At 60.7% G+C, this 25,102-nt stretch carries 25 protein-coding genes and 1 tRNA gene; 15 read left to right on the plus strand and 11 right to left on the minus strand.

Going from position 1 to position 25,102, the window contains the following annotated elements; translation table 11 throughout:
* The first annotated feature begins 69 nt into the window (after positions 1–69).
* The 3 genes from Q1A07_RS14280 (at position 70) to Q1A07_RS14290 (ending at position 2,126) form a co-directional block, all read left to right on the plus strand.
* Positions 70–315, plus strand: coding sequence for a helix-turn-helix domain-containing protein (locus Q1A07_RS14280; RefSeq protein ID WP_299782462.1), 246 nt, complete (start codon positions 70–72; stop codon positions 313–315).
* Positions 315–1,607 (plus strand): type II toxin-antitoxin system HipA family toxin, encoded by a 1,293-nt coding sequence (locus tag Q1A07_RS14285; RefSeq protein ID WP_299782464.1) that lies wholly within the window; start codon positions 315–317, stop codon positions 1,605–1,607. The genes Q1A07_RS14280 and Q1A07_RS14285 overlap by 1 nt, the downstream gene beginning before the upstream one ends.
* A 321-nt stretch (positions 1,608–1,928) precedes the next feature.
* Positions 1,929–2,126, plus strand: coding sequence for a hypothetical protein (locus tag Q1A07_RS14290; RefSeq protein WP_299782466.1), 198 nt, complete (start codon positions 1,929–1,931; stop codon positions 2,124–2,126).
* 146 nt (positions 2,127–2,272) lie between these two features.
* Here Q1A07_RS14290 and Q1A07_RS14295 read toward each other — a convergent pair.
* A tRNA-Cys gene (locus Q1A07_RS14295) sits at positions 2,273–2,346 on the minus strand.
* Between the two features lie 146 nt (positions 2,347–2,492).
* On the opposite strand from Q1A07_RS14295, the gene Q1A07_RS14300 reads away from it, so the two are divergent.
* From Q1A07_RS14300 to Q1A07_RS14310, 3 genes are all read left to right on the plus strand, one after another.
* Complete coding sequence (locus Q1A07_RS14300; RefSeq protein WP_299782467.1) at positions 2,493–3,146, plus strand: protein-L-isoaspartate O-methyltransferase; 654 nt, start codon at positions 2,493–2,495, stop codon at positions 3,144–3,146.
* A 48-nt stretch (positions 3,147–3,194) separates the two neighbouring features.
* A complete protein-coding gene (locus Q1A07_RS14305; RefSeq protein WP_299782469.1) occupies positions 3,195–4,637 on the plus strand; it encodes a TolC family outer membrane protein in 1,443 nt (480 codons plus the stop codon).
* Between the two features lie 162 nt (positions 4,638–4,799).
* Positions 4,800–5,456, plus strand: coding sequence for a hypothetical protein (locus Q1A07_RS14310; protein ID WP_299782471.1), 657 nt, complete (start codon positions 4,800–4,802; stop codon positions 5,454–5,456).
* A gap of 23 nt (positions 5,457–5,479) precedes the next feature.
* Here Q1A07_RS14310 and Q1A07_RS14315 read toward each other — a convergent pair whose 3' ends face one another.
* On the minus strand, positions 5,480–6,949 hold the full coding sequence (locus tag Q1A07_RS14315; RefSeq protein WP_299782473.1) for a cobyric acid synthase: 1,470 nt from the start codon (positions 6,947–6,949) through the stop codon (positions 5,480–5,482).
* Positions 6,950–7,012: 63 nt separating this feature from the next.
* Between Q1A07_RS14315 and Q1A07_RS14320 the strand changes: the two genes are divergently transcribed.
* Positions 7,013–7,591, plus strand: coding sequence for a cobalamin biosynthesis protein CobQ (locus Q1A07_RS14320; protein WP_299782475.1), 579 nt, complete (start codon positions 7,013–7,015; stop codon positions 7,589–7,591).
* A 56-nt stretch (positions 7,592–7,647) separates the two neighbouring features.
* On the opposite strand, the gene Q1A07_RS14325 is transcribed toward Q1A07_RS14320, so the two are convergent.
* A complete protein-coding gene (locus tag Q1A07_RS14325) occupies positions 7,648–7,968 on the minus strand; it encodes a DUF6280 family protein (RefSeq protein WP_089420757.1) in 321 nt (106 codons plus the stop codon).
* 219 nt (positions 7,969–8,187) lie between these two features.
* Here Q1A07_RS14325 and efp point away from each other — a divergent pair, with 219 nt between their 5' ends.
* Positions 8,188–8,751 (plus strand): elongation factor P, encoded by a 564-nt coding sequence (efp, locus tag Q1A07_RS14330; RefSeq protein ID WP_195818737.1) that lies wholly within the window; start codon positions 8,188–8,190, stop codon positions 8,749–8,751.
* 62 nt (positions 8,752–8,813) lie between these two features.
* On the opposite strand, the gene Q1A07_RS14335 is transcribed toward efp, so the two are convergent.
* On the minus strand, positions 8,814–9,554 hold the full coding sequence (locus tag Q1A07_RS14335) for a folate-binding protein (protein WP_299782480.1): 741 nt from the start codon (positions 9,552–9,554) through the stop codon (positions 8,814–8,816).
* 67 nt (positions 9,555–9,621) lie between these two features.
* Between Q1A07_RS14335 and Q1A07_RS14340 the strand changes: the two genes are divergently transcribed.
* The gene (locus Q1A07_RS14340) at positions 9,622–10,296 is read left to right on the plus strand and encodes a TIGR04283 family arsenosugar biosynthesis glycosyltransferase (protein WP_195818739.1); all 675 of its coding nucleotides are present in this window, start codon (positions 9,622–9,624) and stop codon (positions 10,294–10,296) included.
* 107 nt (positions 10,297–10,403) lie between these two features.
* Positions 10,404–11,612 (plus strand): aminotransferase class V-fold PLP-dependent enzyme, encoded by a 1,209-nt coding sequence (locus Q1A07_RS14345; protein WP_299782483.1) that lies wholly within the window; start codon positions 10,404–10,406, stop codon positions 11,610–11,612.
* Here Q1A07_RS14345 and Q1A07_RS14350 read toward each other — a convergent pair.
* Both Q1A07_RS14350 and Q1A07_RS14355 read right to left on the minus strand, forming a co-directional pair.
* On the minus strand, positions 11,609–11,824 hold the full coding sequence (locus Q1A07_RS14350; RefSeq protein WP_299782485.1) for a hypothetical protein: 216 nt from the start codon (positions 11,822–11,824) through the stop codon (positions 11,609–11,611). The genes Q1A07_RS14345 and Q1A07_RS14350 overlap by 4 nt on opposite strands.
* Before the next feature lie 54 nt (positions 11,825–11,878).
* Positions 11,879–12,982, minus strand: a complete 1,104-nt coding sequence (locus tag Q1A07_RS14355) for a pyridoxal phosphate-dependent aminotransferase (RefSeq protein WP_299782487.1) — start codon at positions 12,980–12,982, stop codon at positions 11,879–11,881.
* 114 nt (positions 12,983–13,096) lie between these two features.
* Between Q1A07_RS14355 and Q1A07_RS14360 the strand changes: the two genes are divergently transcribed.
* Positions 13,097–13,885, plus strand: coding sequence for a crotonase/enoyl-CoA hydratase family protein (locus Q1A07_RS14360; RefSeq protein WP_299782489.1), 789 nt, complete (start codon positions 13,097–13,099; stop codon positions 13,883–13,885).
* Between the two features lie 9 nt (positions 13,886–13,894).
* Here Q1A07_RS14360 and Q1A07_RS14365 read toward each other — a convergent pair whose 3' ends face one another.
* Both Q1A07_RS14365 and Q1A07_RS14370 read right to left on the minus strand, forming a co-directional pair.
* Positions 13,895–14,224: a DnaJ family domain-containing protein gene (locus Q1A07_RS14365; RefSeq protein WP_299782491.1), complete on the minus strand. Its 330-nt coding sequence runs from the start codon at positions 14,222–14,224 to the stop codon at positions 13,895–13,897.
* A gap of 9 nt (positions 14,225–14,233) precedes the next feature.
* Positions 14,234–17,332 carry a valine--tRNA ligase gene (locus tag Q1A07_RS14370; protein WP_299782493.1) on the minus strand — a complete coding sequence of 1,033 codons (3,099 nt, stop codon included), beginning with the start codon at positions 17,330–17,332 and terminating at the stop codon, positions 14,234–14,236.
* 325 nt (positions 17,333–17,657) lie between these two features.
* Between Q1A07_RS14370 and Q1A07_RS14375 the strand changes: the two genes are divergently transcribed.
* The 3 genes from Q1A07_RS14375 to Q1A07_RS14385 all read left to right on the plus strand — a co-directional run bounded on the left by Q1A07_RS14375 (position 17,658) and on the right by Q1A07_RS14385 (position 22,122).
* Entirely contained in the window at positions 17,658–19,955 is a 2,298-nt protein-coding gene (locus Q1A07_RS14375; RefSeq protein ID WP_299782494.1) for a xanthine dehydrogenase family protein molybdopterin-binding subunit, read from the plus strand.
* Between the two features lie 16 nt (positions 19,956–19,971).
* Positions 19,972–21,012, plus strand: coding sequence for a DUF2235 domain-containing protein (locus tag Q1A07_RS14380; protein ID WP_299783545.1), 1,041 nt, complete (start codon positions 19,972–19,974; stop codon positions 21,010–21,012).
* A 108-nt stretch (positions 21,013–21,120) separates the two neighbouring features.
* Positions 21,121–22,122, plus strand: coding sequence for an alpha/beta fold hydrolase (locus Q1A07_RS14385; protein ID WP_299782496.1), 1,002 nt, complete (start codon positions 21,121–21,123; stop codon positions 22,120–22,122).
* A 105-nt stretch (positions 22,123–22,227) separates the two neighbouring features.
* On the opposite strand, the gene Q1A07_RS14390 is transcribed toward Q1A07_RS14385, so the two are convergent.
* The 3 genes from Q1A07_RS14390 to metF form a co-directional block, all read right to left on the minus strand.
* On the minus strand, positions 22,228–22,431 hold the full coding sequence (locus Q1A07_RS14390; protein ID WP_299782498.1) for a hypothetical protein: 204 nt from the start codon (positions 22,429–22,431) through the stop codon (positions 22,228–22,230).
* Between the two features lie 262 nt (positions 22,432–22,693).
* The gene (locus tag Q1A07_RS14395) at positions 22,694–23,173 is read right to left on the minus strand and encodes a PaaI family thioesterase (RefSeq protein WP_299782500.1); all 480 of its coding nucleotides are present in this window, start codon (positions 23,171–23,173) and stop codon (positions 22,694–22,696) included.
* A gap of 65 nt (positions 23,174–23,238) precedes the next feature.
* The gene (metF, locus tag Q1A07_RS14400) at positions 23,239–24,108 is read right to left on the minus strand and encodes a methylenetetrahydrofolate reductase [NAD(P)H] (protein WP_299782501.1); all 870 of its coding nucleotides are present in this window, start codon (positions 24,106–24,108) and stop codon (positions 23,239–23,241) included.
* Between the two features lie 88 nt (positions 24,109–24,196).
* On the opposite strand from metF, the gene Q1A07_RS14405 reads away from it, so the two are divergent.
* Complete coding sequence (locus tag Q1A07_RS14405) at positions 24,197–25,102, plus strand: LysR family transcriptional regulator (RefSeq protein WP_299782503.1); 906 nt, start codon at positions 24,197–24,199, stop codon at positions 25,100–25,102.

The raw sequence follows: 25,102 nt of genomic DNA on the forward strand, positions 1-25,102 counted from the left end.
AAAATTCAAATAATTACGTTGCAGCGTAATTTACTTTAACTTACGCTGCGCCGTAAAAGGAGTCATATCATGGACCTCACAGCACGGACGGCCGAGCAGATCGGGGAGGCACTTCGCCGGACGCGCAAAGCGCGCGGCTGGACCCAAAGCGATATCAGCGCGCGAACGAATTTGCGCGTCGCGACAATTTCGTCGCTCGAGAATGGCGACGCGGGAGCGAAGCTGGCCACCGTGCTCGCTGTCATGGCGGCACTTGGGCTTGAGTTCCGATTGGCGGAGCGCGGTGGCGAGCTTGAGATTGAGGATATCTTCTGATGGCCAAACGCGGGCGTAGCGGCACAATGCAAGTGCTTCTGAACGGGCGGTTGGTGGGGGCTTTGCGTCTCGCTGGTTCAGGAGCGATCAGCTTTACCTATGATCCGGAATGGTTGGCATGGGTACATGCCATGCCCATCTCGCTTTCGCTGCCTTTGCGTGAAGAGGCACACCAGGGCGGCCCTGTTATCGGCTACTTGGAAAACCTGCTGCCGGACAATCAGGCGATACGAGAGCGCGTTGCTGCACGGGTGCGTGCGGGCGGCACGGACGCGTGGCACATGCTGGAGAAAATTGGGCGCGATTGCGTGGGGGCCTTGCAATTCGTCTCTGCTGAAGTCCCAGAGGTTGGCGTGCTCGAGGGAGAACCCGTATCTGAGGCGCAGATTGCCGATATGCTACGCAACCTCGCGAGCGCTCCGCTTGGCTTGGAGGAGGAAGATGATTTCCGCATCTCTATCGCAGGGGCGCAGGAGAAAACAGCGCTGCTGCGCCACGAGGGAACGTGGATCCGTCCATCGGGACTTACCCCTACAACTCATATCCTCAAGACTCAGCTTGGTGTTCTGCCCGCAGGGATAGATTTGTCCGACAGCGTCGAGAATGAGTTCTTCTGCATGAGCTTCTGCCGCGCCATGGGCATGGATGTGGCTGAGGTCGAGATTACTGACTTCGAAGACGAACGAAGCCTTGTCGTGACGCGGTTTGATCGGCGCTGGACCAAAGATGGCCGCTTGATCCGCCTCCCGCAGGAGGATTTTTGTCAGGCGCTCTCAGTCCCACCCAGCCAAAAATATCAAATGGATGGCGGGCCGGGGATCACCGAAGGGATCGGGTTGCTGACGGGCAGCGATGACCCCGAGGCGGATCAGCGTGTGTTCTTCCGCGCGCAGGTGCTGTTTTGGCTGTTGGGAGCGACAGACGGGCATGCGAAGAATTTCAGCATCGCATTGCGCCCTGGCGGGTTCCGCATGACCCCACTCTACGATGTGCTGAGCGCTCAGAAAGCCGTGGATGACGGTCAAATCCGCCAGAACCGGATGCGCCTCGCGATGGCCGTCGACGGACACTACCGGATCAACGAGGTGGTGCCGCGTCATTTCCTGCAGGCTGCGAAGGCGGCAGGTTTTGGTGTGGCGCTAGCGGAAGAGATCTTGTCGGGCGTCGCGTCTGAGCTTGTACCCGCCTTGGACAAGACACTAGCAGACCTGCCGGATGGGTTTCCACAGCCATTGGCGGAAGCAATTGCTGCTAGCATACGGCGTCGGGCGATTGCCTTTCATGCCGTATGATCCGCAGATCATATTTCCGCTTTATGGTCGTTAGATCATATCTACTGCGAGCAATCTGCAGGCCCAGTACAGTAGTTGCAGCGTTCCAGGCCAGCTTTGGCGGGAAAGCCCAGAGATTGATGGCCAAACTCAGATCCTCAACGCCGTGTTTCTGATTACTGAACATAAGCGGGCAGCCGTGTCAGACGCGGGACAAACCCCACTTCAACAAGAAAACTCCCCTGCGCCAGCGCATTCCTCGCGAAGCAAGTTTCTCGCTGACAGCCCCTTGGTGCCAGCTTTGGTCATGTTCATCGAAACACTCAAAGTGAGGATCGAAAAGTGGCTATTCAAACTCTGAAACTGAACGTCAAATCCGGCGAAAAAGATGGCAAGAACTTCTGGGACCGCTGCGGCGTGCTCTTCGTCAACACCGACGACCGCGGCAACATCACGTCGATCAACGTCAAACACAGCATGTTCCCCAACGTCGAAATGGTCGCCTTCCCGCGCCGCGATGACGATCCAGTCACCGAATGACTGCGGTGCCGGGGCGGGTAGCCCGCTCCGGGGAGGGGAGAGAAAACAGCCAATGCGGGACGCCTGAACAGAACATGCACAGAACGTGAATGAGTAGAGAGGCTTGCCCTACCCACTGCAAAATCTGCTAAGTACTTGGAATTAAATGGAGGCGAGTACCGGAATCGAACCGGTGTACACGGATTTGCAATCCGCTGCGTCACCACTCCGCCAACTCGCCCTACATGGTGTGCGCGAAGTGCTATCCGATTAGTTATGATGCTGCAAGTGCCACAAAGCGGCAAAATACAGCGTATGAGCGTTGCCGCAGCCGAATGAATGTGGCACATCTGAAAAACACACAACTGAACGGACGAGTTTAGCCACATGACCGATTTCGCCGCCCGCCGCACGATGATGGTAGATACGCAGGTCAGACCGTCTGATGTGACCAAATTTCCCATCATTGATGCGATGCTGACAGTGCCACGTGAGAACTTTGTACCGGCAGCGCAACGCGAAGCGGCCTACATGGGCGAAAACCTCGAGTTGGGTGAAGGACGGGTCATCCTTGAACCAAGAACGCTCGCAAAGATGCTGGATGCATTGGATGTTTCCAATGACGAGCTCGTACTCGATGTGGGTGCGGGCATGGGGTATTCCTCTGCCGTAATCGCACATGTTGCCGAAGCCGTGGTTGCCGTTGAAGACGATGAAACCATGGCGTCCGAGGCACAGGAGTCTCTGGCTGAGGCTGGCGTGGACAATGTGATCTTGCACGTGGGTCCGCTTGCCGAAGGCGCGTCACAGCATGGGCCTTACGATGTGATGTTGGTACAGGGTGGGATCACCGAGTTGCCTTTGACACTGCAGGATCAGATCAAGGACGGTGGTCGCGTCGCCTGCCTTTTCATGCAGGGTGCACTGGGTGAGGTGCGCATCGGGCACAAGAAAGGTGGCGTAATTTCCTGGCGGATGTCGTTCAACGCCGGCGCGCCGGTGCTGGCAGGTTTTGGAAAAGAACACGTATTCGAACTATAATTCAATCAGGGGCCCGGGCAGGGCAATGGCAGGAAGAGGCGTACAAAAATGGCCCAAGCGAAGAAATCGAAACGGTTGATATCCTTCTACCGCGGTCTGGCCTGGTCTGCAGGCCTTGTGGGTGTTCTGGCCGGACATCCGATGAAAGCCGAGACATTGGCGGACGCCTTGGTGGGAGCCTACAAGACCAGTGGGTTGCTGGAACAAAACCGCGCTCTTCTGCGCGCAGCGGATGAAGATGTGGCTGCGGCAGTTGCTGCTTTGCGACCCATTCTGAACTACAGCGCCGATCTGACCCGCGACTTTGGAGATCGTCGATCTTTGACGACAACCGGCGGTTCCACCGTGAGCGATTTGGAAGCCACCACAGGCACTGTCGGCCTGGCCGCGTCGCTGCTGCTTTATGATGGTGGCGCAACGTCATTGGGGGTGGATGCGGCGAAGGAAACCGTGCTGGGCACGCGCCAACAGCTCATAAGCTTGGAGCAGAACGTTCTACTGCGGGCGGTGTCCGCCTATCTGAACGTGGTCGCCGCGCGTGAATTCGTATCCCTGCGTCAAAACAACCTCAGACTGCTGACACAGGAACTGCGCGCTGCGCAGGACCGGTTTGAGGTGGGCGAGGTGACCCGCACCGACGTGGCGCAGGCGGAATCGAGCCTCGCTGAAGCGCGTAGTGGTTTGGCAACTGCTCAAGGTGATCTTCTGCAAGCGGTAGAAGAATACCGCAGCGTAGTGGGCAATACGCCTGGACAGCTGACGCCACCACCATCACTGCCCAGACTGGAAAGCAATGTGGAAAACGCGCGTGCTCGTGCGGTGCAAAGCCATCCTGATTTGCGGGCAGCCCAGCATTTCGTTGCGGTGTCGGAACTCAACATCCTGCGTGCAAAAGCATCGCTCAACCCGACCGTGTCGGCTGTGGGGTCCGTTGGCGTGTCCGAGAGCTTTGGAAACAGCAACTACACACGTTCTGGCAGCATCGGCATCGAATTGACTGGTCCGATCTATCGCGGGGGCGCTTTGTCTGCCGGTATCCGGTCTGCAATCGCGTCGCGTGACGCACAGCGTGGCAACCTGATCGAAGTGCGCAAGCAGGTCGCACAGGATGTCGGTTCCGCCTATGCCTCACTGGCAGCGCAGCGCGCCAGTTTGCAAGCCAGTGAAGAGCGTATTCGCGCAGCACGTATCGCGTTTGAAGGTGTACGGGAAGAGGCCACGCTGGGTGCCCGGACCACGTTGGATGTGCTGGATGCGGAGCAAGAGCTTCTGGATGCGGAGACTTCCCGGATTTCGGCTCAGGCCAACCTTTACGTCGCGGCCTATGCCGTTTTGCAGGCGACCGGGCGTCTGACTGCACGGGATCTTTCGCTGGGTGTGCAGCAATATGACCCCAGCGCTTATTACGATCTGGTGAAAGACGCGCCTGTGCCTTCGTCAGCACAGGGTCAACGGCTTGATCGCGTTTTGCGTGCATTGCAAAAAGACTGACAACTATAACGACCCATTGTGCGGTAATCGCCTGAGGGGTAGAGTTGAAGTGAGTAAGCGTGGTGCAGTATGTCAAAACCGGTTTCGAATTCAGATGTGGAAGACGTGTTGTCTTCAATCCGTCGTTTGGTGAGTGATAACAAGGTCCAAGGAGTATCTTCCATGGCACCTGAGACGCCTGATCGATTGATCTTGTCGCAGCAGCAGCGGGTTTCTGAAAGCGATGTCTTGCGCTTGCAGCCAGCCGATGCGGTGCATCTCCCTGAAAACGCGCATAGCGACTCCGAACATACGATAACGCGCACTGATGACACTTCTGAAACGGAAGATCAGGAGACGTTTTTCTCTTCTGATGCGGACGCAGTGTCTGTCGAAACCACTGAAGAGACCGAAACAACAAATGACGAGGCAACCGCGCGGTTTGGCGTAAACGAATTGACGGCAAAAATCGCAGAGCTTGAAACGGCCATTGCAAAGACGTCGGATCAGTGGGAGCCGGATGGTGTCAGCAAAGATGACTACGCCGGAACCGAATCCGAAGGCATGGCATGGCCAGATGCAGCGGAACTGGATGCGACCGGCACACCAATAGGCCAAGAGCACAAGGCGGATGACGCCGAGGTTGTGCCCGCCGAAATTCTTGCTGCGAAAAGCCCCGTTGATGACCAGCTTCTGGACGAAGACGCGCTGCGTGATCTCGTTGCCGATATTGTACGTTCCGAGTTGCAAGGGGCCTTGGGCGAGCGGATCACTCGGAATGTGCGCAAGCTGGTCCGCCGCGAAATCCATCGGGCCCTGGCGGCGCGCGACCTCGACTGATGCGTTTTTCTGAGAGCGGCGGGCTAGGTGCGGATCACCGGTGGCCGGGCCAACGCAAGCAGCGCGTTCAGATCAAGGTGGGTTTCCAGATGATCTGCCAGATCATCCAGCGTCGCCTCGACTTGGACGTCATAGGCCGTTTGTGAGGTCTGCCCGAACTGCGCGAGCCACGCGGCCCGAAACGCGTCTGAGCTGAAAATCCCATGTAGATAACAGCCCTGGATTTGGCCATTCCGGGCGCTGGCTCCTGTCGGTGTCCCGCCAATGTCGAGCCAGGGATGTGCGCAGTCAGGCCCCTGCGTATCCCCCATGTGTATTTCGTAACCGCTGAGCGCTGTGCCGCTCTGCAAATGCGTTCCATGGCTCAGCGCCAGTGTCTTGCGCGGGTGCAGCACGGTCTCCACGTCCAGATGCCCAAGACCGGCAGCGGCCTCCGGCGGCCCTTCGATCCCTTCGGGGTCCGCAATCGAATTGCCCAGTATCTGGTAGCCGCCACAGAGGCCCAGCACGTGCCCGCCGCGACGGACGTGGGCGGCAATGTCGATATCCCAGCCTTCGGCGCGCAGGGCGGCGAGATCGGACAGCGTCGATTTGCTGCCGCCGAGAAGGATGACGTCAGCCTCGACCGGCAGGGGAGCCCCACGTGGGGCGATGATGACGTTGACATTCGGCTCGGCGGCCAGCGGGTCCAGATCGTCAAAGTTGGAGATGCGCGGCAGCTGGGGCACCACGACGGTGAGGCCGGTACCGCCTGATCTGGCGCGCGCAGGCAGATCGGCGACATCTTCGGCTGGCAGGCGGCCCGCGCTGTCGAACCAAGGGACAACACCCAGACAAGGCCACCCGGTGCGTGCGCAAGTATCGTTGCGACCTTCATCAAAAAGGCGAGCATCGCCCCGGAATTTGTTGATTGCAAAGGCTTTAACGAGAGCACGGTCCGCACCATCAAGGACGGCCTGTGTGCCCACGATCTGCGCGATGACGCCGCCGCGATCAATATCCCCCATCAGCACCACGGGCACCTCAGCCGCGCGGGCAAACCCCATATTGGCAATGTCGCGCGCGCGCAGATTGATTTCCGCCGGGCTGCCAGCACCTTCGACAAGGACCAGATCGCAGCCCTCTGCCAGCCGGTGAAAACTCTCCAAGACGAAGGGCATCAGGCGGTCTTTTGCCGCTCCGAAATCCCGCGCGTCCTGCTGGCCATAGACCTGTCCCTGCACAATGATCTGCGCGCCGGTGCTCGATTGCGGTTTCAGCAGCACCGGGTTCATATCCGTGTGCGGTGCGATCCCGGCGGCCTTTGCCTGCAGCGCCTGCGCCCGCCCGATTTCACCGCCGTCGACGGTGACGGCGGCATTGTTCGACATGTTCTGCGGCTTGAACGGGCGCACGGCAAGCCCCCGGCGTGTATAGGCGCGCGCAAGCCCGGCGACGATCATCGATTTGCCGACATTGCTGCCGGTGCCCTGGATCATGATGGCGCGCGCCATGGCGTTCCTCTTTGATGTTTGGCGCAACCTGACGCATGATCGCGCAAAGGAAAAGGACCATTCATGAACACGCCCGCACATTTGCTGATCGGGGCCGCTGTGATGGGCCGCAAGAGCGCGCGCCCCGTTGTCTGGGCCGCGATTGCGGGCGCTCTGCTGCCGGATCTGTCGCTGTATCTATTGGCAGGCAGTGCGCTCTACATCTTTGGTATTGCCCCGCAGGTCGTGTTTGACGAGCTCTACTTCTCCGACACCTGGCAGACGATTTTTGCGATCGACAACTCGTTTCTGATCTGGGGCGGGCTGTTTGTCTTGGCACTCTGGCGCGGTGCGCCTTGGGCGATTGCCCTGACGGGGGCGGCACTGCTCCATCTGTGCTTTGATTTTCCGCTGCATCATGATGACGGGCGGGCGCATTTCTGGCCCCTGACGGGCTGGGTATTCGAAAGCCCGCTCAGCTATTGGGATCGCGATCACGGGGCGATGTGGCTGGCACCGGTTGAGGCGGTCGTGGCAAGTCTGGCCGCGATCACGCTCTGGCAGCGCCGGTTCGGATGGGGGTTGCTGGTGCTGATCACGCTGTTACTGCTCGCCGAAATCTGGGTCGTGCGGCAGTGGCTGTTCTTCTTTACAAACAGCTGAAAACACAAAAGCGCGCCCGACCGGGGCGCGCTTTTGTTCATAAGATCGAATTTTGATCAGGCAGCTTCGGCCTGTTGTGCGGCATTGCGACGTTCGGATTCTTCACGCGACAGCGCAACAGACGTCCGGACACCTTTGCCCACGAATTCCATCAGTCCGGACACAACCCGCTCGTTAGGGTCGATGCCGGCGCAGCTCAGCACTTCGCGGCCGTCGCGCGACCGCGCCCAGCGTGCGATTTGCTCAGGACCATTGCCATACTTCTTGTCGTCCGCGATGGCGTCGTCCAATGCAGCCAGTACAACGGCTGCAAAAAGTTTACGTGCACGGTTGCCTTGCTCGTTATTGAAGGCTGTGCCGTCAACGAAATCCTTCATTCGTCGTCCTTTCCATTATTCTTGCTCTTGTCTTTCGGCATGACGCTCCTTATGGCGGAGTTCAGACGATTCGGATACCCCGTAATTGCATGACTTCCATGCATCATGCGCATAGCTCTGTGCAGATGCAGCACGAGATATCGTTGTCTTGTCACCACCCAACCTGCCAGATATAGGGTGCGTCAACAATTCATCAACCTTTTGCCACGGTTCGGTCATATGCCTAAAATCAACGGAAACGAGATCCGCCCCGGGAATGTTCTGGAGCATAATGGTGGCCTTTGGGCTGCGGTCAAAGTGGACCATGTGAAGCCCGGGAAGGGCGGTGCGTTTGCACAGGTAGAACTGCGCAATCTCCGAAATGGTTCCAAATTGAATGAACGCTTTCGCAGTGCCGACAAGGTTGAGCGGGTCCGGTTGGAGCAGAAAGATCAGCAGTTCCTCTACGAAGACGCGGGCATGCTGGTTGTCATGGATACAGAAACCTACGAACAGGTGCAGCTGCCCGCCGAGCTGCTGGGCGAGCGGCGTCCGTTTCTGCAGGACGGCATGACCATCGTCGTCGAATTCTATGAGGAAGAGGCGCTGAACGCGACTTTACCGCAGAAGGTGACGTGCAAGATTGTAGAGACGGAGCCGGTGGTCAAAGGTCAGACGGCGGCAAATTCCTTCAAGCCCGCGGTTCTGGACAACGGGGTCAAGGTCATGGTGCCGCCCTTTGTCGGGCAGGACGAAGACATCGTGGTCAACACCGAAACGATGGAATATGCGGAACGCGCCTGAGGCGCGATATAGTACGCCAAACGCGCCTGAAATGCACGGATATGTGCTGTACCCGCGAAGCCTCAGGCGTCGTTGCGCGTGATGGTCGCTTCGCCCGCTGACATCTCACCTTTGGCACGATCAAACCTCAGATAGGCGATACCCGCATCCTCGGTTCGGCTGAGCAGGGTGCCCGCCGGTTTCCCGTTTGCCGTAATTTCCGTGCCCGTCTCCGCCGCGCCGGAGATACGCACCCGTGCCAGACCCTTGCGCAGCTCGGTCTTGTGTTTCATGCGCGCGGTGACTTCCTGCCCGACATAACACCCCTTGCGGAAATCCACGCCGGAGAGACGCTCAAACCCCACTTCGAGAATGAAGGTGTCCGGGGTCAGTTCGACCCCGGTTTCCGGGATCAGATGCGCCACCCGCAGCGCCGTCCAATCCACATCATCGTCTGTTTGGGGCGCATCCCGATAGGCGCGCCAGCCCAAAGCGGTGTGACGCGGATCGGCAAACCCATCCTCCGGCGGCTCTCCAAGGCCACGGTGCAGATGCAGCGGGGCTTGCATGATCGTCACATCGGCACGCAGTTTATACATCGTCAGGCGCTGTGTCAGCGCGTTGCCAAGGCTGTCGGCTACATCCAGCAGAATGCCGCCAGGTCCCTCGGCCAGGAAGAAATCGGCAATGTACTTCCCCTGTGGAGTGAGCAGGGCGGCATAGACCAGACCGTCACGCAAACGCTCGATATCGTTGGTGATCAACCCCTGCAGGAACTCCCGTGCGTCAGCGCCGGAAATCTGAAGAATGCGACGTTTGGTCATGGGGGGTCCTCTTTTCGCCTTCAATGACATATAGACGTGTCGCCGAAAAGAAGAAGAGGCATAACCTATGCGTGCACCGATTTCGGTGATCATCCCCACACTGAACGCGGAGGCCCATCTCGGCGACTGTCTGGCAGCACTCATGCCGGGGCTGGAGGCGGGCATCATCCGCGAGTTGATCGTCAGCGACGGCGGCTCTGACGATGCAACCGTTGCGGTGGCCAAGGCCTGGGGTGCGGAGGTTGTAACCGGCGCGGCGTCGCGCGGTGGACAGTTGGCGCGGGGATGTGCGCGGGCGCAGGGTGCATGGCTTCTTGTGCTGCACGCAGATACGCAACTGCGCCCCGGATGGGTCGGACCGGCGATCCTGCATCTGGACACGCGCAAGGCGGGCTGGTTCCGGCTGGCCTTTGCCAATGGGGGTGTGGCTGGGCGCGTGGTCGCGGGCTGGGCCAACCTGCGCAGCCATCTCGGGCTGCCGTATGGCGATCAGGGGTTATTGCTGCCGCGGGCAATGTACGCCGATGCGGGCGGCTATCCTGACCAGCCGCTGATGGAGGACGTGGCGCTGGCCCGCGCGCTCAAAGGCAAGCTGGTGCCCATCGATGCGGTGGCGGAGACCAGTGCCGCCCGATATCGCGCGCAAGGGTGGCTGCGGCGCGGCGCGCGCAACCTTTGGACCCTGCTGCGCTATTTCAGCGGTGTGTCCCCGCAACGGCTGGCCGAAAGCTACCGCCGCTGAGACCGATCCAATCACCTTGAATTTATCAATTTCGACGCCGGGCGCTTCGCTGATTGACCGGGCGAAATAGACGGCTAAGGTTGCGCCACGTAAAAAGGACAGCCTTTATGCCCCAATCACCCGGAAACCCCGCCGGACGCGGTTATCTTGCCATTCCCGGCCCCTCCGTGATGCCGGAGGCGGTGCTGAATGCGATGCACCGGCCCGCCCCGAATATCTATGCCGGGGAACTGCCTGATATGATGCCTGATCTGGTAGCGGATCTGAAACGGGTGGCGCGGACCAAAGGAGAGGTCGCGCTCTACATCGCGAACGGACATGGGGTCTGGGAGGCGGCATTGGCCAATGTCCTCGCGCCCGGCGACAAGGTGCTGGTGCCCGCAACCGGCCATTTTGGCACCGGTTGGGGCGGCATGGCTGATGCTCTGGGCGCAGAAGTCGAGGTTCTGGATTTCGGCAAATCCGCCCCGATGGACGCGGCCCGGGTTGCCGAGGCCTTGTCGGCGGACAAGGAGCACCAGATCAAAGCTGTGCTGGCCGTGCATGTGGACACCTCCACGTCCGTCCGCAACGACATTGCCGCCTTGCGCAGCGCAATGGATGCGATTGGCCATCCCGCGCTACTGATGGCGGATTGCATTGCCTCGCTGGGCTGTGACCGGTTCGAGATGGACGCATGGGGCGTCGACGTCATGGTCACCGGAAGCCAGAAGGGGCTGATGGTGCCGCCGGGCATGGGGTTTGTCTTCTTCAACGAAAAGGCCGCGCAGGTGCGGGCCGCCCTGCCACGGGTAAGCAGCTATTGGGACTGGACCACACGCGCCCATCCGGAAGATTTCTACCAATATTGGAACGGCACGGCGCCGACGCAGCATATCTATGGTTTGCGCGTCGCGCTCGACATGATCCACGCCGAAGGGATGGAGGCGGTCTGGGCGCGGCACGACCTCCTGGCCCGCGCCATCTGGGCCGCCTGCGAGACCTGGGCGTCAGAGGGACCCTTGCGTCTGAACATCGCCAATCCAGACCATCGCAGCCGGGCCGTCACCGCGTTGCATCTGGACGCGCCGCTGGCGACGCGCCTGCGGGATTGGACGGAACAGCGGCTTGGCCTGACGCTGGGGATCGGGCTGGGCATGGTGGACCGCGATGATCCGGCCTGGCACGGGCATTTCCGGCTGGGGCATATGGGCCATGTGAATGGTCATATGATCATGGGGCTTCTGGGCGGGATGGAAGCCGGCATGAAGGCCCTGGAGATCCCACATGGCGCCGGGGCGCTTTCAGCCGCCGCAGCCGTGATTGCAGAACACTAGCGCCGGGGCGGGAGCGACCATCGCGCGTCTTCCATGCGACGTCTGTGGTCGAGCCAGTCGAGCCAGCGGTTCACGGCGAGCCCAAGGAAGACCGCTGCGACCAATCCCCAGATTGCGAAGAGAAACAGCAAGACCCACGTCAGGTTCACCCCGAACATCACGATGCAGGCGCTGGTGTAATTGGGCGCGCGACCCAGTCTGTGTTTATCCATGGCGCGTCTCGTCTGGTGAGTGATGCGCAAATTATAAAGATTGGACGCTTTTCGTCATCTCATTTCTGCGGCCCGCAGGGCAACGGGCAGAACCTCCGCAAAGATGTCGAGGTTCGCAGGGGTGCCGCAGCTGACCCGGATACAGCGGTTTTGCGGCGCAACCGATGGCATGCGGATAAACACCCCCCGCGCAACCATCTCATGCAGCACATTCGCCGCATATGTCGACCCGCCGCCACAGTCGATGGACACGAAATTGGCAGCGGAGTTCAGCGGTTTGAGTCCGTTCTTGCGGGCGATTTCCTTGATGCGATGGCGCGACGCGACGATGCGGGCCTGCACCGAACGCAACCAGGTCTGATCTTCCAGTGCCGCAACCGCGCCAGCCTGTGCTGCGCGGTTCATGCCAAAGTGATTGCGCACCTTCTCAAAGGCGGCAATCAGGTCGGGCGCGCCCATGGCATAGCCGACACGTGCGCCTGCAAGCCCGTACGCCTTGGAAAAGGTGCGCATCCGGATGACCCGTGGATCATCCATGGGCAGGGGCAGGGCGGTCCCGCCCGGTGCGCATTCCAGATAGGCCTCATCCAGCACCAGCAGGGTGCCAGCGGGCAGCTTGTCCATGGCAGCGACCAGATCGGCCCCGTCATGCGCCGTGCCCATGGGGTTGTCGGGATTTGCAAGATAGACCAGCTTGGCATCCACCTCGGCCGCCTTGGCAAACAAGGCGTCAGGGTCTTCGTGATCGTTTTTGTAGGGCACCTTGTGCAGAACGCCGCCGTAGCCCGCAACGTGGTAGTTGAATGTCGGGTAGGCGCCGTCTGAGGTCACAACAGCATCGCCGGGTGCCACCATCATCCGCACCAGATACCCCAGCAGCCCATCGATCCCTTCACCCACGACAATCATGTCGGGCCGGATGCCATGATGGTCGGCCAGCGCCTCGCGCAGCTCATAGCTTTCGGGGTCGCCGTACATCCACTGCGGCGTTTCGGCCATGGCGCGGGTGGCCATGGGCGAGGGGCCAAAGACGTTCTCATTGGCGCCGAGGCGGGCATCAAAAAGGCAGGCACGCGCGCGTTCCTGGGCTTCGGGGCCAACGAAGGGCACGGTGTCGGGCAGGGATTGCGCAAGCGGGGTCAGGCGGTAGTTGGTCATGGCGTCTCTTAAAACGGCTTGGCCGCCATGGGCAAGAGCGAGATTTCCCCAACGTTTGTCTGGTCAATATGCCGCCGCTGCGCTCTGGTGGGGGCAGCGAAAAAGGAGAATCCGATGTCTCGCGTCATTGTCACCCTCACCGACCACATTGCCCATGTTCAGCTGAACCGCCCGGACAAACGCAATGCCGTCGACCCCGAGATGTTCGAATCGCTGATCGACGCGGGCCAGCAGGTGGCGGCATCGCACGCGCGGGCCGTCGTCTTGTCGGGTGCGGGTGAAGGGTTTTGTGCAGGCATCGACATCGGGTCGCTGGGCGGCATGATCGGCAAGGATATCGAGGCGATGATCCTGCCGCGCACCCATGGGGACGGCACCACCAACCAGTGGCAGGAGGTGGCGATGATCTGGCACCGGTTGGAGATCCCGGTGATCGCAGCCCTGCACGGGACGGTCTTTGGGGCAGGCATGCAGATCGCCCTGGGCGCGGATATCCGCATTGCCGCGCCGGATACCCAACTGGCGGTGATGGAAATGAAATGGGGTATCATTCCGGATATGGGCGGGATGGTGTTGTTGCCCCGACTCGTGCGCTCGGATGTCATGCGCCGGTTGATTTACACCGCCACGCCTATTTCGGCGGATCGGGCAGAGCGCTGGGGCCTCGTCACCGAGATTGCCGAGGACCCGCTGGCCGCGGCCTTCGATCTGGCGCGCGAACTCGCGGGCAAAAGCCCCAAGGCCATAAGAGCGGCCAAGGCGCTGATCGCTTGCGCGGAACGCGACACGGCGGAGGAGGTTCTGCTGGCCGAAGCCCGCGCGCAGGCCAGCCTCTTGGGGCAGCCCGAACAGATGGAGGTCATCGCGGCGCACTTCGCCAAACGCGCACCGGTGTTCAAATGACCCCGTCTCTCAGGACATGAACTTGCGCCGCGCCTCGCGGGCAATCTCGTAGCGCATCTCCAGATCGGCCAGTTTGGCCATCGCCGCTTTGCGCGTGTTCGTGTCCGGGGCGGCGGCATAGGCTTTGCGCGCCGCGTCCAGCTGGGTTTTCAACGTGAATTCCTCGGGCACCACGCCGGCCTCGGCCATGATCCGCATGGCCGTCGACACCGCCGCCTGCTCCCCGGTTTCAACGGGACGGTCGGGCAGGGGCGCGCCTTCACCTTTCAATCCGGTCAGACCGCCCGAGGCCCGCGCCCTGGCGATCTGCCTTTCGATGAGGGAACGAAAGCTTCGCATGGGGCGATTTTACCCCAATTCGGCCAGCCGTGCGAGCGCCTCTTGCAATTTAGCCTCTTCCTCTTCGCGCAGGGCGAGGTTGGCGCGGGTTTCCGCAACCACCTTTTCCGGTGCGGAGGCTGCGAATTTCGGGTTGTTCAGCCGTCCGCGCAACCCGCCCAACTCCTTCATCAGCTTGTCGAGCGTTTTCTGCAGCCGCGCCTTTTCCTCCGCGATATCAATGATATCGGCCAGCGGCAGGCCAAAGTTGCCGCCAGTGACGGCGAGAGTCACCGTGCCCTTGGGGAAGCTGTCGGCCCGTGACAAGGCTTCGACCCGCGCCAACCGCTTGATCATCACCTCGTTACGATCCCAGGCCGATTGCCCCGCCGCATCCAAATCGGTGACCAGCAATGGCACGTAGAGGCCCGCGGGCACGTGCATCTGGGTGCGGGCAGAGCGGATAGCCTCGATCAGCGAGACAACCCAGTTGAGTTCCTGATCCGCTGCCGGGTCCACCAGATCAGCCGCCGTGTAGTCAGGCCAGTCGGCGTGCACCAGCATCTTGTCGCGCTGGCCCGTGGCTGCCCAAAGCTCTTCGGTGATGAAGGGCATAATGGGGTGCAACAGGATCATGCATTGATCCAGCACCCAGGCCATGGTGGCACGGGTTTCCGGGGCCAGCGCCGCATTGGCGTCGTCCTGCAACAGCGGCTTGCTGAGCTCCACGTACCAGTCGCAGACCTTGCCCCAGACAAAGCCATAGGCGGCATTGGCCGCGTCGTTGAATCGGTAGTTCTGCAGGCTGGCGTCGATTTCCTCGCGGACCTTTGCGGTCTCGCCGATGATCCATTTGTTCACCGCGGCCCAGGGCTCCGGGCGGGCACTGGTGTTTGCCTGCGCGTAGACGCCGTTCATTTCCGCAAAGCGGCAGGCGTTCCAGAGTTTCGTGCCGAAATTCCGATAGCCTGCCACCCGCTGCGTGCTGAGTTTCAGGTCGCGCCCCATGGCGGCCATGGCGGTCAGCGTGAAACGTACGGCATCCGCGCCGTATTCGTCGATCAGCTCCAGCGGGTCGATCACATTGCCCAGCGATTTGGACATCTTCTTGCCCTTCTCGTCCCGCACCAGCGCGTGCACGTAGACGGTGTCGAAGGGTTTCTGGCCGACCACGGCGTATTGCATCATCATCATCCGCGCGACCCAGAAGAAGATGATGTCGAAGCCGGTAATCAGGATTGAGGTCGGGAAGTATTTCTGCAGCGCTTCGTTTGCTAAGTCTTGTTCCGCGTCGCTGGTCCAGCCCAGGGTGCCGATGGGCCAAAGCCCGGAGGAGAACCAGGTGTCGAGGACGTCGGGGTCGCGATCGAGATTGGCGGTGATCAACTTGTTGCCGCCATCGACTATACCTGAAACCCGTGAACCTGCACCGGACCCATTGGCTTCACCAACGGCTGCTTGCAAATCATCCTTTTCGTTTGCGAAATGAATCCTGACGTTACTCAATCCGCGTTCTTCATAGTAGCGTTTCGCTATCGTTTGGGCCGCCTGTGGATCGCTTGCACAGAAAGGCTCAGTCTCTCCGGGAATCGGATGCCCATGGTCATCTACTCTTGGCCCATACCACACCGGTATCTGATGCCCCCACCAGAGCTGGCGCGAGATGCACCAGGGCTCGATGTTTTCCAGCCAGTTGAAGTAGACCTTCTTGTCCTGCTCGGGGTGGATCGCCACATCACCGTTGCGCACCGCGTCAATGGCGGGTTGTACGATCTTGGAGGTCTCGACAAACCACTGGTCGGTCAGCATCGGCTCGATGACCACTTTGGAGCGGTCGCCGAAGGGCTGCATGATCTTCTTGGCCTCGACGAAGGGTACAAGGCGCTCAACCTCGTTGCCGTCTCCGTCCAGTTTGGTGACGCTCTGCATGACCGCGAGGCCTTCTTCGGTGATCTGGGCGACCACCTTTTTACGCGCTTCAAACCGGTCGAGTCCGCGCAGATCGTCCGGCACAAGGTTGACCGCATCGGCTTCGGCCTCGCTAAGATCCCGCTCGCCCTGCGCCACGGCCATGGCAATCGCCGCCGCTTCCGCATAAGCCGCGCCATCATCACGGAGCGCTCCCTTGGTGTCCATCAGCCGGTAGAGGGGAATGCCGCCGCGTTTGGCGACCTGATAGTCGTTGAAGTCATGCGCCCCGGTGATTTTGACCGCACCCGAGCCGAAATTCCTGTCCGGATACTCATCGGTGATGATCGGGATCAGGCGGCGGTGTTCCTTTGGGCCGACCGGGATTTCACATAGTTTCCCGATGATTGGCGCGTATCTTTCATCTGACGGATGAACGGCAACCGCGCCATCCCCCAGCATGGTTTCGGGCCGCGTCGTGGCGATGGAGATGTAGTCCCGGGTCTCTCGCAGGGTCTCGTTGCCGTCCTCGTCTTTCTCGACATATTCATAGGTGGCCCCGCCCGCGAGCGGGTATTTGAAGTGCCACATGTGGCCGTCGACCTCGATATTCTCGACTTCCAGATCGGAGATGGCGGTCTCAAAGTGCGGGTCCCAATTCACCAGCCGCTTGCCGCGGTAGATAAGGCCCTTGTTGTACATGTCGACAAAGACCTTGATGACCGCATCGTGGAAGTTCGGTCCCTGACCCGCCTCCGGGTCGCCCGGCGCGCCGCCCATAGTGAAAGCCTCGCGCGACCAGTCGCAGGAGGCCCCGAGGCGTTTGAGCTGCCCGATGATGGTGCCGCGCGACTTGACCTTCTGCTGCCAGACCCGCTCGATAAATTTCTCGCGACCCATGTCGCGGCGCGAGGGTTCCTGATTGGCGGCCATTTCGCGTTCGGTCACCATTTGCGTGGCGATGCCTGCATGGTCGGTGCCGGGCTGCCAGAGGGTGTCGAACCCGCGCATGCGGTGCCAGCGGATCAGGATGTCCTGCAGCGTGTTGTTGAAGGCGTGCCCCATGTGCAGCGACCCCGTCACATTGGGGGGCGGGATCATGATGGAAAACGTCTCGTCCCGCGTGGCATTTGCCCCGGCCTTGAAAGCGCCTGATTTTTCCCATGCCGCGTACAGGCGGGCTTCGGCTTGCTGAGCGTCAAAAGTCTTGTCGAGCGCCATGATCGCATCCTCTGTCTGATCTTGGCGGGGGTCTACCGGAGGATGCGGGCAAGGGGAAGGCGGCGGGTGGGAAAACTTGACCGGCAAAGGTGGCCTGAAGCCCACCTTACCTGCAGGGGGCGACGGGTGTGGTGAACAGGTAGGGTGGGCTTCAGGCCACCCTTGGCAGCGGGGCCGTCGCACCTGCTCCGGGCGGGGCTTCTGGAATATCTTCGAAAAATGCGGACTAAAGCGCTGTTTCTACCGTTATCACCGGGACGACTGGACAAGCGTGCGGGTGCCGCTAGTGTCCGCCTGAACGCAGCGCGCGAAAAGGAGTTCCCCGATGGAAAAGTTCGGCAAGTCACAATCGATCAAACGGGTGGAAGACGTCCGCTTTCTGACCGGGCACGGGCGCTATGTGGACGACATCGCGCCTGAGGGTGCACTGCGGGCTTTTGTGTTCCGCGCCCCGGTTGCCCATGCCACAATCACCGGGCTGGATGTCTCGGATGCGCGGGCGGCGGAGGGTGTTCAGGCGGTGCTGACAGTTGATGATCTGGAGGCGGCGGGCATGAATATCAATATGTTCGGGGCCACCATCAAGAACCGCGATGGGTCGCAGGGGGCGGCACCCAAGCGTCCCTTGTTGGCCAAGGGCAAGCTGCGGTTCGTGGGCGAGCCGGTGGCTTTCATCGTCGCGGACACGCTGGATCAGGCGCGGGACGCAGCGGAGCTCATTATGCTCGACTATGACGATCTGCCTGCCAAGATGGACATCGCCGCAGGTGGTCCGGCGGTGCATGACGATGTGCCGGACAACCGTGGCTTCGACTGGGGGATCGGTGATGAAGCGGCAACCGAGGCGGCATTTGCCAAGGCGGCCCGCACGGTGAGCCTGGAGGTGGGTGACAACCGGATCATCGTGAATTCGCTGGAGCCGCGCGGCTGTTTCGCCGAATGGGATGGCGACCGGCTGCATGTCTCGCTGGGCGGGCAGGGTGTCTGGGGGCAAAAAGACGCGCTGGCCAAGGCGTTTGGGTTGGAGCCCGATCTGGTGCGTGTGACCACGCCGGATGTGGGCGGTGGTTTTGGTATGAAAGGGTTTCCCTATCCGGAATATGCGCTGGCGGCCGAGGCGGCGCGGGTCACCGGACGTCCTGTGCGCTGGATGTCGGAGCGGACAGAAGCCATGCTGAGCGACAATGCGGGGCGTGATCTGACCTCCACGGCGGAGTTTGCCTTTGACGAGACAAACCGGATTGCCGCCTACCGTGTGCACTCGCGCTGCAATCTCGGCGCGTATAACAGCCATTTTGGACAATTCATCCAAAGCCAGCTTTTCAGCCGCGTGCTGATGGGCGTCTATGATGTGCAGAACACGTGGCTGCGGGTCGAAGGCATCTATACGAACACGACTTACGTGGACGCCTACCGGGGGGCCGGGCGGCCCGAGGCCATCTATGTGCTGGAGCGCCTGATGGACCGGGCAGCGCGCGAATTGGGGGTAGACCCGATCGAATTGCGGCGGCGGAATTTCATCAACGCAGACCAGTTTCCCTATGAAACCACCGTGGGCGAAACTTATGACGTGGGCGACTTTGACCGGCTGCTGACCCGCGCCATTTCCGAGGCGGATCTGGAGGGTTTCGCCGCGCGGAAAAAAGCCGATAAGGATCAGGGCCTTATGCGCGGCGTCGGTTTGTGTTACTATATCGAAAGTATTTTGGGTGATCCTTCGGAAGGCGCGAAGGTTGCTTTTAACGAGGATGGTACGGTGACGATCTACGTGGGCACGCAATCCACAGGGCAGGGGCACGAGACGGTCTACGCAAATTTCCTGGCGGACCAGACGGGTATGCCTGCGGAATTGATCACAGTGGTTCAGGGCGACAGCGATCTGATCGCGGAGGGCGGCGGCACCGGTGGGTCGCGGTCTGTTACTGTGCAGAACAACGTGACTCTGGCAGCGGTTGCGGAGATGACTGAGAAGTTCATCGCGTTTCTGGCCGACGAAATGGGCGTGCCTGCCTCCGAGATCGGTTTTGATGATGAACGCTTTCGCGCAGATGGCTCTAACCTGAGCCCTACGATGCTGGAAGTGGCAGAAATGGCGCGTGCGCAGGGCCGCGACGATCTCCTGGTGCATGAAGCACGCGCCACTCTGGATGCCCGAAGCTTTCCCAACGGTTGCCATGTTTCAGAGGTAATTGTGGACCCTGAGACAGGAGTCGTGACTGTGGACCGCTATACCGTCGTCGATGATTTCGGCAATCTTATCAATCCGATGCTGGCCGAAGGCCAGGTGCATGGTGGGGTAGCGCAGGGTATCGGTCAGGCGCTGACGGAGCATGTTGTCTTTGACGAAGACGGCCAGTTGCTCACGGCATCGTTCATGGATTACGCCTTGCCGCGTGCAGACGACATACCCACTATTAGTTTTACATCGGAACCGGTGCCCTCCACCGCCAACATCATGGGGATGAAGGGCTGTGGCGAAGCGGGCACGGTGGGTGCATTGGCCGCTGTTGCGAACGCGGTTCAGGATGCGCTTTGGGAGCGGGGGGTGCGTCAGGCTGATATGCCTTTCACCCCGCATAAAGTTTGGGAGTTGTTGAACGGTGAGGTCCTCGCGGCGGAATAACAGGTGGCTCGGCTGGCTGCGCAGCAGGTTCTGGCGCCGGCCTGACAGCGATTTTGGCCCGCGCCGCGGCCCTGTCACCCATGTCGTCATTCTTGATGGCACGATGTCCTCGCTGGAGCCGGGCTGCGAGACCAACGCGGGGCGGGCCTATCATCTGTGTCGTGAAGTGGGCAGCCCCCTCTCGATCTATTATGAGCCCGGGCTGCAGTGGGACAGCTGGCGCTCGGCCATGGATGTGATGATGGGGCGTGGTATCAACCGGCAGATCCGCCGCGCCTATGGCTATCTGGCGTCACGCTATCATCCGGGGGACAAGATTTTCCTCTTTGGCTATTCACGCGGGGCCTATGCGGTGCGCAGCCTCGCCGGGGTCATCGACTTGATGGGCCTGCTGAAGGCCGAAAACGCGACCGAGCGAAACATCCGCGACGTCTACCGCCATTATGAAGCCGATCCCTCCAGCGATTGCGCCCGCCAGTTTGCCGCGGCTCACTGTCTTGAAGGGGTCGAGATCGAGATGATCGGTGTCTGGGACACGGTCAAATCGCTGGGCTTCAACGCGCCGGTCCTGTGGCGTCTCAGCGAGAAGAGACATGCGTTTCACAGCCACCGCCTCAGCCACAACGTGAAAGCGGGGTTCCACGCGCTGGCGCTGGACGAAACGCGCGCGGCCTATGCGCCGGTGCTCTGGTCCTCGCCCGAGGGGTTTCAGGGGCGGGTGGAACAGGTCTGGTTTGCCGGCACCCATGGTGATGTCGGCGGACAACTTGGCGGGTTTGAGGAAGCGCGACCTCTGTCTAACATTCCGCTGGTCTGGATGATGGAGCGGGCGCAGATGACCGGCCTGCCGCTGCCCGACGGCTGGACCACCCGTTTTGCGCAGGATGCCACGGCCCCCATGCTGGGAACCTTTCGTGGCAATGGTAAATGGTTCATCACCCGGCGGGCGCGCAGACCCCTGCAGGACCCGTCCGAGCAAATCCACGACAGTGTCGCCCTGCGTCAATCCGTGGCCCCCGCGCCGCGCGGCTGGATGGGGTTCGGAAAGACGGTCTGAGATCCGCGGTTTGCTGCGACGGATCGCTGTGAAATTCCCATTGGCCATTGCACAATGTTATGATCAGTGTGAGGACGTACCGCGTGGTTATTGTGTACGAGGGACCAGTTGAAACGATACGCAGCCTGGGGTGTTTTGGCGCTTCTTGTGGCACTGGTCTTTGCCGGGTTGGACACCATACGTGCATTTGAAGTGCCCGACAACGCTGCCGTTTCTGAACATGTGTTTACAGTGCAGGGTCACCACCTCGCCGGGACACTGGTCTTGCCTCCGAAGGTGGATGCGCCTCCCATTGTCCTGATCGTGCATGGGGATGGGCCGCAGGACAGGTGGTCTGACAGCACTTATCTGCCGTTGGTCAACGCCTTGGTGGCCCGGGGCACCGGCGTTTTTTCGTGGGACAAACCGGGCATCGGGCAAAGCGAAGGTGACTGGTTGGCGCAGTCGATGGCGGACCGCATAAAAGAGGCCGTGACCGCTTTTGAGTATCTGAGAGACCAGCAAGGATTTGCGCATACAACCTTGGGATTTTTAGGGTTTTCGCAGGCAGGTTGGGTCGTGCCTAAGGTTACAACGGACACCGGTGCCGGATACGCCGTGCTGATCGGGCCTGCCGTGAACTGGCGTCGCCAGGGGGCCTATTACACGTCAAAACGCCTTGAGAGCGCGGGGCACACTTTTGGGGAAATCGAGCAGGCTGTCGCTGACAACCTCGCTGAGAACGATCGAATTTTCCGGGATGGGTCCGTGTGCGCAGGCCGCGATGACATGAGCGCGGCGCGCTGCGCCTTCGTCAGGCGCAACTATGGGGTCGATGCGACCGAAGACGTGCTGGCAATGACGACACCGACCCTCGTTTTGATGGGCGCGGATGATCTGAACGTGTACCCATCCGAAACGGCAGAGTTATATGCGAAAAATCCGCACCATGATGTGCGGATCGTGCCGCAGGCAACGCACAGTTTACTGCGGGCGCAGCACTTCAATTTCCAGACCCCTGCAGATTGGACCGCTCTGGCGGGGCTGCGCTTTCTGCTCAGTGGAAGCCGCGCCTATGCGCCGGTCGTATTGGATGAGATTTCCCGGTGGGTTGCCACACGCGCGCAGTAACGCGCGGCCCGGAGACAGCTGGCCGGTCCGTGGCCACGTCTCTGCCAACAGATTTGCAAACCGGAGCAGATGACCCGAGCCACGAGTGGCTCGGGTCGGGACCGGTCAGAACGGGAACCGGTGTGAGAGAGGCGGAGGGTGTTCAACCTCCGGTTCGAGACCCACGTCCTCCCGCAGGTAGGCGGGCAGATGCGCGCGCGCATAAGGGTCGCGCCGCAGCCGTCTTGGCGCCCGGATTAAAACCGCCACCAACCGCAACAGAACACCGCGCGACCGGCTGAGGGGGATGTAGAGTGATAAGTTTGGCATTTGTGCTCTCCATGAATGATGGAAAGCCGCCGCATGAGGAGGATATAAAAAGAAAAGGCCGCTTCATGAGGCGGCCTTCGGAATAGAAACCTGTCAGACCGCTTTAGCTGGCAATCACGCCCGCTGCGCAAAGCATATGTGGTTGACGATTCTTCATGTCTGACCTTTCTGCTGTCAGGGTTTCCGTTCGGCACGGGTAGCAGGGCCGAGAGATTCGTTCAACTCCCGGATGCAGGGTCGGTGCAATTCTGCCGGTGACGGATCAGGTCATCTTCATGATGATGCAGGTCGTCGATCCGGTGGCATAAAGCTTGCCGTCCTCGACCCCGCGGATTTCGCCATGCGCAACGCCCGTAGATCGACCGGAATGATCAATCTCGCCGATACAATCGATGGTCGTGCCAAGGGGGATGTTGCGGGTTATGTTGATCTTGAATTCCAGCGTTGTGTAGATCGAGCCGCGCGGCACTTTTGTCATCACGGCGCAGGCCATGGCGGAATCGAGCAGGGTGCCGTACCAGCCGCCATGCACCGTCCCCATCGGGTTGGTCACGTTGAATTCCGGCGTGCCGCGAAACACGGCCCGCCCGTCGAACACGGCGTGCAGGGTGTAGCCCATGGTCTCGCCAATGGGCGGACCGGGGTGACGCCCGTCCAGAATGCCCTGCATGAATTCAAGCCCTGACATGGACAGAACATCAGCTTGGCTAAGCAGGTCAGCGGGGGATTTTGCGATGGGCATGTCAGGCTCCGACAAGAGGGAATTTATGTCTGGAGCTAAGCGTTTATCGGATTTGGGAACAAGGATTACGCGACGTCGCGCACGCCCGAGGTGGCCAGCGTAACGCCAAGTGCGTGGCAGATCTCGCGCGTCATGTCGGGGCGGTTCAGCGTGTAGAAATGCAGGTCCTCGACGCCCTCGTCGACCAGGTCCGAGCAGAGTTCTGTGCAGATTGCCGTGGCCAGCAGATCGTGCCGGTCATCACGGATTGCCGCCTCGAACGCCTGATCCAACCAGGCCGGAATGGTTGCGCCGCAGCGCAGGGCGAACTTGCGCGCGCTGGTCCAGTTGATGATGGGCAGGATGCCCGGCGTAATCGGCGCCGTGATACCCGCTTTGGCACAATCATCACGGAACCGCAGGAAGGTGTCGGCCTCGAAAAAGAACTGGGTGATCGCTTCATCCGCGCCCGCATCGATCTTTGCTTTCAGCCAGTCGATGTTGGCCTGCTGGCTGGCGGCCTCGGGGTGTTTTTCCGGGTAGGCACCCACGCGCAGGGTGAACTGGCCGGACTGCGCCAATGCCTCGATTAATTCGACCGCATTGGCAAAACCGTCGGGATGGGCTGTGAAACTGTCCTGGCCTTCTGGCGCATCGCCGCGCAGGGCAACGATGTCGGTGATCCCTGCCTTGGCAAACCGTTGGGCCACGGCGAGGGTCTCCGCCTTGGACGCGCCGACGCAGGTCAGATGCGCGGCAACCGGCAGGCCGGATGATTTGTGCAGCGTATAGGCCGCGTCATGAGTCAAATCGCGCGTGCTGCCGCCCGCACCATAGGTGACCGAGAAAAATCGCGGCTCCAGCGGCGCCAGTGCCTGCGCGGTTTCCCACAGTTTAAAGGACGCATCGATGGAGCGGGGCGGGAAGACTTCAAATGAGACGGATGGGGTGGACATCGGGCGACTTCCTTATGAGTTGTCACCTTGTGCCATACCGCACTTCGTGAGACAAACTCATAACTCTCATCTTTAACATGAGGCACGCATGCATATCGAGTTTCGCCACCTGCGCACGATCCAGGCCATCCACGAGGCGGGTGGGCTGGCGCGTGCGGCGGATCAGCTGCACATCACCCAATCTGCTTTGAGCCATCAAATCAAGGGGTTGGAGGATCAGGCCGGGGTCGAGCTTTTTGTGCGCCGGTCCAAGCCGCTCAAGCTGTCGCCGGCAGGCATTCGTCTGCTGAAACTGGCACAACAGGTCCTGCCGCAAGTGCAAGCCTTGCAGGAAGAATTCACCGGCCTGCGGGCGGGCAGCACCGGCCGGATGCATATCGCCATTGAATGCCACGCCTGTTTCGAATGGCTCTTCCCGGTGCTGGAGAAGTTCCGCAAAAGCTGGGGGGATGTCGATGTGGATATCCGTCCGGGGCTGGCCTTTGACGCGCTGCCTGCGCTGTTAAAGGAAGAGGTTGATCTGGTGGTCTCTTCCGACCCGGAGGAGTTGCCGGGGGTGAAGTTTGTCGAACTCTTTGATTACGCGCCGGTTTTTGTAGCTGCAAGCACGCATCCTCTGGCGCAGAAACCCTATGTCGAGGCGGCGGATTTCCGGGAGGAGACGTTGATCACCTATCCGGTGGAGCGCACCCGGCTTGATGTCTTCAGCCAACTTCTGATCCCTGCCAAGGTGGAGCCTGCCGCGATCCGGCAGGTGGAGCTGACGGCGGTGATCCTGCTGCTGGTCGCCTCCAATCGCGGGGTATCGGTGCTGCCGGATTGGGTGGTGCGGGAGGTGAAGTATTCCTCCGACTACATCACGCGCCCTCTGACTGAAAAAGGGATCACCCGAAGGCTTTACGCGGCAGTGCGCGAGGACGATCTGGGCAAGCCCTTCATGCAGCAACTGCTGGAATTGGCCGGGGAGGAAGCGCGGAAGCTGCAGGCTGTTTGA

The sequence above is a fragment of the uncultured Roseobacter sp. genome (assembly GCF_947492555.1).
Lineage (GTDB): Bacteria > Pseudomonadota > Alphaproteobacteria > Rhodobacterales > Rhodobacteraceae > Roseobacter.

Coding starts and splice junctions, on each gene's coding strand:
- Q1A07_RS14280 (WP_299782462.1), top strand. CDS start 70: ATGGACCTCACAGCACGGACGGCCGAGCAGATCGGGGAGGCACTTCGC.
- Q1A07_RS14285 (WP_299782464.1), top strand. CDS start 315: ATGGCCAAACGCGGGCGTAGCGGCACAATGCAAGTGCTTCTGAACGGG.
- Q1A07_RS14300 (WP_299782467.1), top strand. CDS start 2,493: ATGACCGATTTCGCCGCCCGCCGCACGATGATGGTAGATACGCAGGTC.
- Q1A07_RS14305 (WP_299782469.1), top strand. CDS start 3,195: ATGGCCCAAGCGAAGAAATCGAAACGGTTGATATCCTTCTACCGCGGT.
- Q1A07_RS14310 (WP_299782471.1), top strand. CDS start 4,800: ATGGCACCTGAGACGCCTGATCGATTGATCTTGTCGCAGCAGCAGCGG.
- Q1A07_RS14315 (WP_299782473.1), bottom strand. CDS start 6,949: ATGGCGCGCGCCATCATGATCCAGGGCACCGGCAGCAATGTCGGCAAA.
- Q1A07_RS14320 (WP_299782475.1), top strand. CDS start 7,013: ATGAACACGCCCGCACATTTGCTGATCGGGGCCGCTGTGATGGGCCGC.
- Q1A07_RS14325 (WP_089420757.1), bottom strand. CDS start 7,968: ATGAAGGATTTCGTTGACGGCACAGCCTTCAATAACGAGCAAGGCAAC.
- efp (WP_195818737.1), top strand. CDS start 8,188: ATGCCTAAAATCAACGGAAACGAGATCCGCCCCGGGAATGTTCTGGAG.
- Q1A07_RS14335 (WP_299782480.1), bottom strand. CDS start 9,554: ATGACCAAACGTCGCATTCTTCAGATTTCCGGCGCTGACGCACGGGAG.
- Q1A07_RS14340 (WP_195818739.1), top strand. CDS start 9,622: ATGCGTGCACCGATTTCGGTGATCATCCCCACACTGAACGCGGAGGCC.
- Q1A07_RS14345 (WP_299782483.1), top strand. CDS start 10,404: ATGCCCCAATCACCCGGAAACCCCGCCGGACGCGGTTATCTTGCCATT.
- Q1A07_RS14350 (WP_299782485.1), bottom strand. CDS start 11,824: ATGGATAAACACAGACTGGGTCGCGCGCCCAATTACACCAGCGCCTGC.
- Q1A07_RS14355 (WP_299782487.1), bottom strand. CDS start 12,982: ATGACCAACTACCGCCTGACCCCGCTTGCGCAATCCCTGCCCGACACC.
- Q1A07_RS14360 (WP_299782489.1), top strand. CDS start 13,097: ATGTCTCGCGTCATTGTCACCCTCACCGACCACATTGCCCATGTTCAG.
- Q1A07_RS14365 (WP_299782491.1), bottom strand. CDS start 14,224: ATGCGAAGCTTTCGTTCCCTCATCGAAAGGCAGATCGCCAGGGCGCGG.
- Q1A07_RS14370 (WP_299782493.1), bottom strand. CDS start 17,332: ATGGCGCTCGACAAGACTTTTGACGCTCAGCAAGCCGAAGCCCGCCTG.
- Q1A07_RS14375 (WP_299782494.1), top strand. CDS start 17,658: ATGGAAAAGTTCGGCAAGTCACAATCGATCAAACGGGTGGAAGACGTC.
- Q1A07_RS14390 (WP_299782498.1), bottom strand. CDS start 22,431: ATGCCAAACTTATCACTCTACATCCCCCTCAGCCGGTCGCGCGGTGTT.
- Q1A07_RS14395 (WP_299782500.1), bottom strand. CDS start 23,173: ATGCCCATCGCAAAATCCCCCGCTGACCTGCTTAGCCAAGCTGATGTT.
- metF (WP_299782501.1), bottom strand. CDS start 24,108: ATGTCCACCCCATCCGTCTCATTTGAAGTCTTCCCGCCCCGCTCCATC.
- Q1A07_RS14405 (WP_299782503.1), top strand. CDS start 24,197: ATGCATATCGAGTTTCGCCACCTGCGCACGATCCAGGCCATCCACGAG.